Source organism: Streptomyces thermospinosisporus, assembly GCF_039526425.1.
GTDB classification, from domain to species: Bacteria; Actinomycetota; Actinomycetes; order Streptomycetales; family Streptomycetaceae; genus Streptomyces; species Streptomyces thermocarboxydovorans.
In genome coordinates, this window is the sequence record NZ_BAAAIZ010000030.1 from 18,818 (window position 1) to 31,082 (window position 12,265).

Here is a 12,265-nt window from a genome sequence, read left to right on the forward strand (position 1 = left end):
ACGGCGTCCACGAGGTCACCGGAGAGTTCGCCGACGACCACGCCCCGCACGGACCGCGCGGCGCCGGCGAGGCCCCCACCCTGTCCTCGACTCCGGCGATCCCGGCCGCCACCCGCGACGCCACGGGCCCGGAGCCGAGCAGGGCTCCGGTACGACCGGAACACCTCACAGGCACGGTGTAGAGCCTCTCGACACCGCCGCCGATGCGGCCGGCCGCGCCGCTCCCGGACCCTCGACGGCCCGGGACGGCCTGGGAGACCCCCAGGACAGCGGACGGACGCACCGGCACCCCGGCGCCGCAAGCCGCACGCACGGTCACCGGCGCCGGTTCCGCACAGTTCCTCACACACAGGTGCAGTACCGGGCCGTCCCCCGGGTCTGGCACCTCCCAAATCCCGGCACGGCGCAGTGCCGGGTGCCCCTATGAACCTTGGGAGATGGCACCATGACCCAGCAGTCCGTGGAGCCCAGGACCGCCGAGGACGCGGGCGCGGGAACCCGCGTCGCGGCCGGACGGTCCTGGCTCGACCGGTACTTCCACATCACGCACAGAGGATCGACGGTCGCGCGTGAAGTGCGCGGCGGCATCACCACCTTCATGGCGATGGCCTACATCCTCCTGCTCAACCCGCTGATCCTGTCCGGCGAGGACGCCGCGGGCAACACCCTCGAACAGACCGCGGTGATCACGGCCACCGCGTTCGCCGCCGCCCTGACCACCCTGCTGATGGGATTCATCGGCAAGGTGCCGCTCGCCCTCGCCGCCGGCCTGTCCGTCTCCGGAGTGCTCGCCGGCCAGGTCGCGCCCCAGATGACCTGGCCGCAGGCCATGGGCATGTGCGTGATGTACGGCGTGGTCATCATGCTGCTGGTCGTCACCGGCCTGCGCGAGATGATCATGAACGCGATACCGCTCGCCCTCAAGCACGGCATCACCATGGGCATCGGACTGTTCATCGCCCTGATCGGCCTGGTGAAGGCCGGCTTCGTGCACGAGAACCCGGCCCCCGGCGGCGGCCCCGTCGTGCTCGGCCCCAACGGCGAACTCGCCGGCTGGCCGGTGCTGCTGTTCGCCGTGACCCTCCTCGCCATCTTCATGCTCCAGGCCCGCGGCGTCCCCGGCGCCATCCTGATCGGCATCGTCGGCGGCACCATCCTCGCCGTCGCCCTCAACGCCTTCGGCGTCATCAGCCCCAAGCAGTGGGCCAGCGGAGCGCCCGAACTCCACGGCAGCGCCGTCTCCATGCCCGACTTCTCGATCTTCGGCCAGGTGGAGCTCGGCGGCTGGGGCGAGGTCGGCGCGATGACCGTCGGCATGATCGTCTTCACCCTGGTCCTCGCCGGGTTCTTCGACGCCATGGCCACGATCATCGGCGTCGGCACCGAGGCCAGACTCGCCGACGACAAGGGCCGCATGCCGGGCCTGTCCAAGGCGCTGTTCATCGACGGCGCCGGCGGCGCGATCGGCGGCATCTCGGGCGCCTCCGGCCAGACCGTCTTCATCGAGTCGGCGACCGGCGTCGGTGAGGGCGCCCGGACCGGCCTGTCCTCCGTGGTCACCGGACTCTTCTTCGCCGCCTGCCTGTTCTTCACCCCGCTCACGGCGATCGTGCCGGGCGAGGTCGCCGCGGCGGCGCTGGTGGTGATCGGCGCCATGATGATGATGAACGCCCGGCACGTCGACTGGGCCGACCGCGCCACGGCCATCCCGGTCTTCCTCACGGTCGTCCTGATGCCGTTCACCTACACCATCACCACGGGCGTGGCCGCGGGCGTCATCTCCTACGTCGCCATCAAGGTCGCCCAGGGCAAGGCGCGGGAGATCGGTGCGTTCATGTGGGGACTCACCGCGATCTTCCTGATCTACTTCGCGCTCAACCCCATCGAGGGCTGGCTCGGCGTCCACTGACCGACCGGCCGGCCCGCCGTCCCCCGTGCCCACCGCTGCCGCCCCTAGGGGAGGCGGCGGCGGTGGCACGAACGTCAGGAGGACGAGGAGGACGAGGAGGACGGCGAGGACGGCGAGGACGGCGAGGACGGCGAGGACAGGGCGACGACGGCCCGGCGGACCTCGTCGAGCAGCAGGGTGAGCGCGTTGGTCAGATCGTCCTGGTGCCGCGGGGTCTGCCGGGCCGCCAGCGTCTGCATGCGCAGCACCGGGTTGACCAGGAACTGGTGCAGCGGCTTCGCCGCGGTCGCCACGTCGAGCAGCAGATCCTTGACGCGGCCCAGCCCGACCTCGCCGGCCGCGGTCACCTCGCCGGCCGCCGTCACCTCGCCGAGCGCCGTCGACGAGGCCGACGGCATCTGGGCCCGGGTCAGCTCCGTCCGGAACTGACCGGCCCTGCGCTGGACGAACAGCACCACGTCCGCCTTGAGTTCGCCGAACCCCGTGCCGGACACGTGCTGCGTGGGCCGCTCGAACGTGCTCCAGATCTCGTGCAGTACGACGGCGACCCGTCCTCGAGCGCCGGACGGAACGGGTTGCCGACCGCCGGCCTGAACGAACGCCGGACTGCCGGCCGGTGCACGACTGCCGTCACTGTCCGGGACAGGCACCCATCTGCCGGCCTCGGTCCGCGGCGAGACCACCGGGGCCTTGGACGGCGCGACACCGGGACGGGCGGTCTCCTCCCGCGCACCCCCTTCTGGCCCGTCCGGGATCACCACTTCGGGGGATCCGGGACGCTCCCCACCCGCGAGATCCACGTACGCCCCGCACGCGTGCGCCGCGAGCCGGAAGAACCACGAGCGGTCGCGGTCCGGGTACCGCTCGCGCGCGGTGAACATCAAGGCACACGCCTGCAGCGCCAAGAACCACTGAGCACGCCACGCCTGGGTGACACGCCGGGTGGCAGCCCACCCGGTCAGCTCCGTGCGCACCCGGACGACCAGCTCGGCCAGCCCCTGCGGAATCAGCAGCCCGTCGCACCGGGACTCCGGCTCCGCGCCGGTGCCGGTGAGCGCGCCCAGCAGTTCGGCGCGGGCCTCCTCGGACAGATGAGGCAGGTAATGGTCGGCGATCAGGCACAGCAGCAGGTGCACGGGGTCACGGGCCAGCAGCGCACCCTCGCTGAACCGGGACAGGTCGATGAGCCAGTAGTCGTCCTCCGGGGCGTCGTCGCGCACCGGCACCATGATGTTGCCCGGATGCAGGTCCCCGTGGCCCCTTCCCCGGGCGGCGAACTTGACCGGCAGCCGGACGAGCGGTGAACCGTCGCCCAGCGCCAGGGGATTGGGCAGCACGGGGCCCTGGCCCTCCGCCGCGAACCAGACGCAGTCGTGCACCCCGTCACCGAAGTGACTCCTGACCCAGGTGTGCAGCGGGCTGTCGTCCTTGCAGCGCGCACCGAGGAGCTCCCGCACGAAGGCGGCGGCCGTCAGGCCCTGGTCGATCTCCGGATCTCCGGGATTCCAGCCGCTCAGCAGCCCCTTGACGATCTGGGCCGCCAGTCCGGGCAGGCGTGCGCTGCGGCCGAGCGCGGCGAGCGTGACCGTCGGGTCCTTCCCGTCCCCGGCGGGCTCCTGGAACATGACCCAGTACTCGCCCAGTCTCCAGTGCCTGCCCGCCAGTCCGACCAGGTGCCGGTCGACGAAGGACGCGTTGCCGGAGGAACGGCTGCGCAGCGCGGCCTTGTGGTTCCGCGGTTCGGCCTGTGCGTCAGGAGAGGGAGCCACCAGCTTGATGATGCGCATGCCCCCGGTCTGCTCCTGGTCCAGCTCCCGGAGGAAGGCCGACACCAGCTTGCCGCCGCTCTGCCCGGTCTCCAGCAGCTCCGGGTGCACCAGCTCGAGTTCGTTGGCGTCCAGCCATTCGGCGAGGGCCCGGTCCACCTCGGGCATGCCGAAGATTCGTAAGACGTGGGGGGACTGGGACGGGAAACGTTCCATGAACCCAGTATGACCGGAGTGCCTGCATGGTCCGGATCTGTGTCGGGCGCCGGCCCGCGGATGTGATATTCCATTCCGTTGGGACGGCAGAGGGGGATCAACGTGGCACGGCTCGGGGGAAGTCGGCGCACGCGCCGTGCGCTCCGCTCCGGCGAGATCGACGCCGGAACGCTGTGCGACCTCATCACGGAACGCGGCACGGACGACGGGCAACCGGTCCAACGCTACGAGGGGTTGCGAATCACGGGCGCGCTGCGTCTGGACCGCCGCCGCATTGCCACCGCGCTCTCCCTCGTCAACTGCGTGTTCGAGGAACCGGTCGACCTGACCGGACTCACCGTCCCCTCGCTGGACCTCTCCGGCTCCACCCTCCCCGGCCTGCGGGCCGACCGCCTCACCGTCGACGGCGAACTCCGCCTGGCCGGCACGAGAGTGGGCGACGGCACCGGCGACCCCCGTCCGATGGCCGACCCGACCGACTCCCGCACCGGGCGACGCGCACCGCGGCGCCTGTACGAGGACTCGGCCACCGCCGCCGTACGCCTGACCGACGCGCACATCGCGGGCAACCTCGTCGTCGAAGGGCTCACCGTCGCCGACGACAGCCCCTGGTCCCTGCTCGCGCCCCGCCTCACCGTGGAGGGCTCGCTCCACGGCCGCGGCCTGATGGCCAACGGCGCCCTCTACCTGCGCGACGCCCGCGTCACCCACGCCGTCAACCTGCACGCCGCCGACGTGGGCGGCATCGACGCCACCGGCATCGTCTGCACCGGCTTCTACGCCGACTGGGGCTTCCGCAGCACCGGCCAGGTGCTGCTGCGCGCGGCCGAGGTCGCCGGGGTGGTCACCTTCCACGACGCCGTCCTGGCCGCGCCCGCCGGCTCCCTGCTGTGCGGCCGGCTCCGCGTCCCGCGGCTGAGACTGGACCTGCGCGAACCGCCCGCCGGCAAGGTGGTGCTGCAGGACGCCGCCGTCGACGTCCTGGTGGACTCCGAGGCCACCTGGCCCGCCCCCGGCGCCCTCTCCCTGGAGGGCTTCACCTACCAGCGGCTGGAGACCGAGCGGCCCGTCGGCCTCCGCGCCCGCGTCGCCTGGCTCACCCGCGACCCCCGGGCCGGCGCCCGCGCCTTCGAGCAGCTCGCGAGATCGTACGAGAGCGGGGGCGACGAACGCTCGGCCCGCGCCGTACGGCACGCCAAGGAGCGCCACCTCAGCCGCAACGACCGCCTCACCGGCCGGATCTGGGGCCTGGTGCAGGACGTGCTCTTCGGCTACGGCTACGCGCCCCGGCGGGCGCTGCTGTGGCTGCTGTCCCTCGTCGCCCTGGGCTCCGCCTGGTTCGCCTCCCATCCGCCCCGCCCGGTCGGCGGCGACTCCAGACGCGCCTGGGACCCCGTCCTCTACAGCCTCGACCTGCTCATCCCCGTCGCGAGCCTCGGTCACCGCGGCGCCTGGGACCCGACGGGCCCGAGCAAGGCCGTCGCCCTCCTCCTGGTCGTCTCCGGCTGGGTCCTGGCCACGGCCGTCATCGCCGGCGCGCGCAGGGTGCTGGGCCGGGGCTGACCTTTCGCGCACAAGCCACCACAGATCGGGCGGCAGCCGGTACGCTCGACGCGGCCCCGTCCCACCCGTGGTGCATGAGGCGGTGCCGGCCTGCGTACGAGGACGCGGCATTGCCGACGAGCGGGACCCGAGGTACTTCATGGCGCACGACGACTACTGGGTGGCCGTATCCCGGGAGGGAGCCCTGCTCGGTGGCGGCTTCTTCGTGACCGGATCCCATGTGCTCACCTCCGCCGCCTGCGTGCCGGGACTGGAGGTGCGGGACCCGGTCGACGTGTACACCGCGCGGGGACTGCAGCTGCGGGCCATGGTGTACGAGTTGGCCGAGGACGTCGGCCTCGCCCTGATCAGTGTCCTGTCGGACCCCGGAGCCGACCACGGGGCGCCGCAGGCCGACAGCGCCGCCAAGGGCGACCCGTGGTACGCCCCCTACCGTCCCGGCCCCGCCCGGTCCGCCCTGCGCGGCACGGTGGACGCGGTCGTCCCGGACACGCGGGGTGGGCGCCCGCTGTGTCTCGTCCAGCTCGCGGGCGACCAGCCGCTGGACGACTGCGAGGGGTACGCGGGAGGACCGGTCGAGCGGCGGACGGCAGGGCACGATCCGGCCGTCTTCGGCATACTCCTGGACGCCGAGGCCTCCGGCCGGCTGAGCGGGGCCGGTGAGGGCACCTTGACCGCCGGCATGCTCAGCAGCGCGTTCAAGCTCTTCGAGAAGCTGTCGGCCGGCTACCTGATGGGGCTGCTGACCGAGGGGCTTCCCACGGTGCCGGCGTCCGACGCAGCACCCGGAACCGGCATCGCCCGTGCCTCCGGCACCATGCCGGCCCCCGACACCGTGTCCCCGCCTCGCACCATGTCCGCATCCGACGCCGTGTCCGCGCCCGAATCCGCCGCCGCACCCGCTCCTCCCGACCCGGCCGGCCCCCTGCGGGAGAGGCGGCTCAAGGTGCGGGAGGTGTTCGATACCGGCCGGTTCGTGGCCCGTGAGTTGGAGGCCCTGGCCGCCGACGTCCCGCACCTGGCACGGGACTTGGAGCCGTACTACATGCGCCTGGCGAGCGAGGTCTGCGACGAGGCGTTCCGTGTCATGTGGGGAGAGCAGGACGGTGATTGACTCCTTCGGCGCAGCGGCACAGTGCGCGGAGGAGGCACTGCGCGATCCCGGCGGCCTCCGCTTCGCGCATGTGCCGAGCCTCGTCGCGTTCGTGTCCGGCTTACGGACCGGTGGGGACTGCGGCCCGGCCTGGGACGCCGGCGAACTCGCCCAGGGGGTGCGCCTGGACCGGCTCCTGTGGGAACTCGGTCTGCGCGAAGAGGCCAACCGGCTGTTCGACGTGCTCGCGGAGCGCGTCCAGAGCGCCCCGGAGGGCGCCGCGCACGCTCTGGAGCTGCACAACTCCCTGGCCGTGGTGGCCTTGGCCCTCGGCCTGCCGCACCGGGCGCGGCACCTTCTGCGGACGGTGTCGGCCGACGCCGCGGGACTGCTGGGCACCATCACCTGGATCAACCGTGCGGTCGTCGAACTGTCCCTCGGCGACACCGGATCGGCCAGGATCGCCTCACTGGTCGCCCGGGCCCGGCTCGCTGCCCTGGACGCGGAGCGCAGCGCCGAGCCGGACGAGGTCCTCGCCACCGTGGAGCTGCGCCTGGCCGTCCTTGACGGCCACCGTGCCGCCGGGGGCGGAGACCGCCTTCCGGCGCAGCCCGAACCGGTTGCCGCGAGGGGCGATGCGCGCCTGGGTCAACTTGCCCACCGCGCAACCACGTTCGTGAGAGAGGCGGGGGAGGACGACCCGCGCGCGTTCCTCTCGGTCGCCGGCTTCGCCCTCGCCCGCATCGCCGCCGCGCTGCGCGACCAGGACCTCGAGGCGCTGACGACGTCCGTGCATGTGCTGGAGGTGGCGTCCCAGCGGCTCTCGGCGATGCTCGGTGCCGACCATCCTCAAGTCCTCGGTGTACGCGCCGACCTCGCGGCCGTGCATGTGGAGTCCGCTCGGGTGACGCGCTCGGCGGACCGGCTGGAGCGCGCGCTTGTGCGGCTCGCATCCGTCTCCGAACGCCTCGACGCGCGACTCGGCCCCGAACACCCCCGATCGGTGGCGGCACTCACCAACCTGGTCACCGCCCAGGTGGATTCGGTCCGGGCCACCGGCGAGGCCGAGCGGGCCGTGCGGGCCGAGCGCACGGCCGATGAGCTGGCGGAGCAGGCGCGCCGTGCGGAGAGACGGCTCGGCGAACGGCATCCGGTGACCCGTCTGATGCGTGCCTCCTCACAGACCTGCCGCAGAATCGCCTCGCGCGGCGACGCCCCGTGGAACAGCGGCAGTACGTTGCTGATGACACTGACCGAGGCACCACACGGCTGGGCGACCGACGCCGGGGCCTATCGCTCGTTCGACGAGGCGGTGGAGCGGCTCTCCACCCGCGGGACGGCGCGGGCGTTCGGCAGGCCGCTCGTCCCGGGGCATACGGCGAGGCGCATGCGGATGCTGCTCGGCGTCGGCCGGGCCGCGCCGGCAGCGGGGCAGATCGTGCCCGGCACCGTCGCCGCCTTTCGCCCTGAGGGCGTGGTGCTGTCGCTGGACCACGGCACGGGTTTCGTCCCCGCCTCGGAGCTGTCGCTCCGAGGCGGGGCATGCCGACTGGCGGCGGGCCAGCACGTCGAGGCGATGACCCTGGGCCGCCGGGACGCGGAGGGCCGTGCCGTCATGTCCGTCCGGCGTGCCCGGGCCGAGCGCGCGTGGGACAGTCTCGCGCACCTCGGGGGGACGGGCGGCGAGGTGAGCGGAACCGTCATCGAGGCCGTCAGAGGAGGCCTCGTGGTCGATGTGGGCTTACGGGCCTTCCTGCCGGCAGGCCTCGCCGACTGCGGCCAGGGTGCCGACCTTGGTGATGTGGTCGGGGCGGAGCTGAAGGCGAGGATCGGCGAGCTCGACCGGAGGCGTGGCCTGGTGGTGCTCACCCGTCGCGAGCAGGCGGAGCAGGTTCCCACCCGGGGGAGGCGCGATCGGGTGCCGGTCCGGGTCCGGCAGCTGTGGACAGTTCGTGCTGTGAAGGTCTCCCCACGGGGAGTGCTCGTGGAAGAGGCGGATGCTCCGCACCGGCGCGGGCTGATTCTCCGCACGGAGCTGTCGTGGCTGCACGTCGAGGACCCGGCGCACTTCGTCGGGGTGGGGGAGATGCTCCGCGCCCGCGTCGTCGGCCGCGACAGCGGCACCGGCCTGTGGCTGCTGTCCCTGCGGGCGGCCCACGACGACCCTTGGCGGGCGTTCACCCTCGTGCACCGACCCGGCGAGATCATCGAGGCCACCGTCGTCAAGGCGCTCGCCGGCGGAGTCCTCGTCCGCGTGGAGGACGGCATCGATGCCCTGGTCCGCCGCCGCAGCGCGCCCGGCGATCGGGAGGGCACGGCCCGCGACGGCGTCATGCCCCCGGACGAGCGGGTCTTCGTCGCCCTCACCGGCATCGGCCACGAACACCAACGCCTGTCTTTCTCCTTCGAGGAGGCCGATGCCGTGGGCGTCGAGGACGGGGAACCGAACCCTGTCCGGTACGGGATGGGCGCGTACTGCGACAGCAGAGGGGAGCTGATGCTCCCGGACGGCTATGACGAGGAGGCGGGTGTCTGGCTGCCGGGCTACGAGGACCAACGCGAGTACTGGGAAGGCATGTTCACCGAGATGACGGAACGCTGCCTCCGGCACCGGGCATGGGTCGCCGAGCGGCAGCGCCGTCGTCGCACAACCGGTACCTAGCAGCGCATCAGCAACTCACCCGTGCCACCTGGGCGGGCCCGCAGGTGTTCGTTCACTCGGCATCGAGCTGGTGATCCGCCCAGACGTAGGTCTCCGGCAGCAGGTCGGTGACGGGGACGGCGCGTTGGGCGTCGCCGTTGCCGACGATGACCTTCAGGGACGGGAAGTAGTCGAGGAGGACCTGGCGGCAGCGGCCGCAGGGTGGGACCACCCCGCGGTCGCGGTCGCCCACGGCGACGACGGTGGTGAGCTCGTAGGCGCCCTGGGCGGCCGCCGTACCGATGAGGACCAGCTCGGCGCAGGGGCCGCCCGTGAAGTGGTAGGCGTTCACGGCGGTGATGATCCGTCCGTCGGCGGCGCGGGCCGCGGCCGCCATGGTGTGGTTGTCGCCCCGGCAGCGGGTGCGGGCGATGTGCGCCGCGGCCCGGACGAGTTCGTGGTCGACGGGGTGGGACCGGGGCTGCGGGACCAACTCTCCTCCTTTGTACGGGTGTTGTTGCGCGGCCTCGCTCACGGCTGCCTCAGCAGCCGGTTCACCGTGCGCCCGAACACCTGACGGCCCGCGCGGCCCAGTACCGGGTCCAGTACGCCGGGGACCCCGCGGACGCGGATCTGCTCGCGCCACACCACGCGGGCCCGGCCGCCGGGACCCGGGCGCACCTCCAGCTCGGCCCAGCCCCTGACGACCCGTCCGCGCTTCTCCAGGCGGCACCTGCCGGGGACGTCGCCGTCGGGCGGCTGCCAGAGGGTCACCTCCATGGGGTCGTCGAAGGCGAGCGGGCCGAGCCCCGTACGGGCGACGATGCGGGTGCCCTCGCCGGTCGGCGGGGGAGTGGTGACGGTGACCCGGGTCAGGGGGACCGCTTCGCCGTGCCGGTGCCACCGGGTGAGCCGGCGCCAGGCCTCGTCGAGGGGGAGCGGCACGGTGCGCTGGAGCAGGAATTCGGCCACATGAAGATCTTATGGAATCCGCCCCGACCTGGGGCCCGCCCGGGTCGCCGTCACCCGGTCGGCGCAGTCGCCGGCGCAGAGTTTGCCTCCGGTACGTCGTCGCGCGGGCGTGCGTGGGCCGCCTACCCCGCCCGGCGGGCCGTGAGGGCCTCCACCAGCCGGTCGGCACCGTCGGCCGCCCTGCCCTCGCGGAAGGCGTCGCGGGCCTGGCGTGCGGCCACGCGGCCCGAGGTCAGGCACCAGTCCCACCAGCGTTCCAGCCGCCGTTCCGTCAGCTCCTCGGCGGGCACCAGGGCGGGCCAGCCGCACACCCGGGCCTGCGCCGTCACCGTCGCGCCGCGCGCCACCGGGTCGATCGCCAGCACCGGTGTGCCGACCCGCAGCGACAGCACAAGGCCCTGCAACTGGTCGGTGACCACCAGATCGAGCCGCGCCAGCACGGACTGCACCTGCGCGGGTGTCGCGCTCAGATGCCAGTCGCGGGTGTCCAGCCGGGTGTCCAGCTCCAGCCGGGCACAGTCCTTGCCGGCCAGCCAGTGCGTCACCTTCCGGGCGACCTGATCGTGCCGCCGCTGCTCGCCGTACTCCTGCTCGCCGTAGGTGAGGATCACCCCGACCACGGGCCGGGCCGGCACGGCCGGAGCACGGGCCGCCAGATCCTCCGTCGGCTGGACGTCCGGGACGTCGCGCGCCAGCACCCGGTGGAACCCGCGCACCGCCTCCGCGCCCGGATCGATCACCGAGGCCCCCACCGCGATCCGCACACAGTGCGCGAACCGCCGGTGCAGCTCCTCGATCTGCGGTCCCTCCAGCGGGCCGCACACGAACACCAGATGCGAGTAGTCACGCGGCCGCACATCGTCCAGATGCCGGGCCTCGGGCCGGAAGCCAGGGCTCCACGCCACGTCGTAGGGGATCCCGGCGCCCCGCAGCACCTCCTCCACCCGCTGCAGCGCCAGCACGTCCCCGGCGGTCGCCTCCCCGTCCCGGAAGCTGAACCACCCGGCCAGCAGGACCCGCTTCGGTCCCATGAGCTCACTCACCTGCACAATGCCCCCCGAGTGCCCCACCCGCCCCAGCCGCAACCGTCCCTCGGGCCACGGACCGCGAGGACCGGAGTGGTGGCGTCCGCGGACCACCGCAAGCCCGACGGCTCCGGCTGGGTGATCCTCGCCGACCCCGAGGGGAACGAGTTCTGCGCCCTGCGCAGCGAGTCGGACCGAGCCGAGCAGGAGCGCCGCACCCAGGGCCGCTGAACCCCGGGGTTGCCCAACCTAGGGCTGCTGAACCTAGGGCTGCCGAGGGGCGGCCTGGGTCCGGGACTGCTGCCGGGGGCCGGACTGCTCCTGGGGGCGGGACTGCCCTTGCGGGCCGGGCCTTCCCTGCGGACCAGGCCTGCCCTGGGGGCCGGGCTGCCCCTGGGGGCGGCGGCTGGGGAGGGGCTGCTGGGGGCGGGGGCCGGCGGGAGGCTGCTGCTGGGGGCGGGGGCCGGCGGGGGGTTGCTGCTGGGGACGGTGATCAGTGGGGGGTTGCTGCTGGGGGCGGGGGCCGGTGCGGGGTTGTTCCTGAGGGCCGGGACCATTGCCGGGTTGCTCTGAGGGGCGGGGACCGTTGCCGGGTTGTGGCTGGGGGCCGCGCCCGTCGGGGGACTGCTGCTGCGGACCGGGTCCGGCGAAGGGCTGCTCCTGGGGTCCGCGTCCGGCGAAGGGCTGCTCCTGGGGACCGCGTCGGCCGAAGGGCTGCTCCTGGGGGCCGTGCCCGTCGAAGGGCTGCTGCTCGGGACCGCGACCGGCGGGGGGCTGCTGCCGGGGCTCGTGACCCGCGAAGCGCTGGTGGGGGCGGTGGTGGCCGGAGAGGGCCTCGTGGGCCTCGCGCTGCGTGCGCTCGGCGACCTCTCGGGTCTCGGTGAGGACGTCGCCGAGTTCGCGCACCAGGCTCTCGTAGACGGGCAGGCGGTCGTGAGCCGAGGGAGGGCGTGTCACAGGGCTGGTCCTTCGTGTGGGAGGTCGTTCCGATCATGGGCGCCACCGAGGGCCCTGGAGAGTCAGCGTCCCGCGGCGCCCCGGATGTCACGGGCGTTGCGAGATGTCCCGGAAACGGGCACA

The 12,265-nt window shown here is 73.3% G+C and carries 10 protein-coding genes; 5 read left to right on the top strand and 5 right to left on the bottom strand.

Features of this window, described 5'->3' with window-relative positions:
• Positions 1-445: 445 nt before the first annotated feature.
• Positions 446-1,909, top strand: coding sequence for an NCS2 family permease (locus ABD207_RS11515; protein ID WP_344012205.1), 1,464 nt, complete (start codon positions 446-448; stop codon positions 1,907-1,909).
• A gap of 74 nt (positions 1,910-1,983) precedes the next feature.
• Here the strand turns inward: ABD207_RS11515 and ABD207_RS11520 are convergent, their stop codons facing one another.
• Complete coding sequence (locus ABD207_RS11520) at positions 1,984-3,891, bottom strand: hypothetical protein (RefSeq protein ID WP_344012206.1); 1,908 nt, start codon at positions 3,889-3,891, stop codon at positions 1,984-1,986.
• A gap of 234 nt (positions 3,892-4,125) precedes the next feature.
• Between ABD207_RS11520 and ABD207_RS11525 the strand changes: the two genes are divergently transcribed.
• From ABD207_RS11525 to ABD207_RS11535, 3 genes are all read left to right on the top strand, one after another.
• Positions 4,126-5,454, top strand: coding sequence for a hypothetical protein (locus tag ABD207_RS11525; protein ID WP_344012207.1), 1,329 nt, complete (start codon positions 4,126-4,128; stop codon positions 5,452-5,454).
• 67 nt (positions 5,455-5,521) lie between these two features.
• Positions 5,522-6,568: a hypothetical protein gene (locus ABD207_RS11530; protein ID WP_344012208.1), complete on the top strand. Its 1,047-nt coding sequence runs from the start codon at positions 5,522-5,524 to the stop codon at positions 6,566-6,568.
• Entirely contained in the window at positions 6,561-9,209 is a 2,649-nt protein-coding gene (locus ABD207_RS11535; protein ID WP_344012210.1) for a S1 RNA-binding domain-containing protein, read from the top strand. The genes ABD207_RS11530 and ABD207_RS11535 overlap by 8 nt, the downstream gene beginning before the upstream one ends.
• Before the next feature lie 52 nt (positions 9,210-9,261).
• Here ABD207_RS11535 and ABD207_RS11540 read toward each other — a convergent pair whose 3' ends face one another.
• From ABD207_RS11540 to ABD207_RS11550, 3 genes are all read right to left on the bottom strand, one after another.
• Positions 9,262-9,681, bottom strand: coding sequence for a cytidine deaminase family protein (locus ABD207_RS11540; protein ID WP_344012211.1), 420 nt, complete (start codon positions 9,679-9,681; stop codon positions 9,262-9,264).
• Positions 9,682-9,719: 38 nt separating this feature from the next.
• Entirely contained in the window at positions 9,720-10,160 is a 441-nt protein-coding gene (locus ABD207_RS11545; protein WP_344012212.1) for an SRPBCC family protein, read from the bottom strand.
• A gap of 122 nt (positions 10,161-10,282) precedes the next feature.
• Entirely contained in the window at positions 10,283-11,191 is a 909-nt protein-coding gene (locus tag ABD207_RS11550; protein WP_344012214.1) for a polysaccharide pyruvyl transferase family protein, read from the bottom strand.
• Between the two features lie 90 nt (positions 11,192-11,281).
• Here ABD207_RS11550 and ABD207_RS11555 point away from each other — a divergent pair, with 90 nt between their 5' ends.
• A complete protein-coding gene (locus tag ABD207_RS11555; RefSeq protein WP_344012397.1) occupies positions 11,282-11,416 on the top strand; it encodes a VOC family protein in 135 nt (44 codons plus the stop codon).
• A gap of 33 nt (positions 11,417-11,449) precedes the next feature.
• Here ABD207_RS11555 and ABD207_RS11560 read toward each other — a convergent pair whose 3' ends face one another.
• Entirely contained in the window at positions 11,450-12,142 is a 693-nt protein-coding gene (locus ABD207_RS11560) for a hypothetical protein (protein WP_344012216.1), read from the bottom strand.
• Positions 12,143-12,265 lie beyond the last annotated feature (123 nt).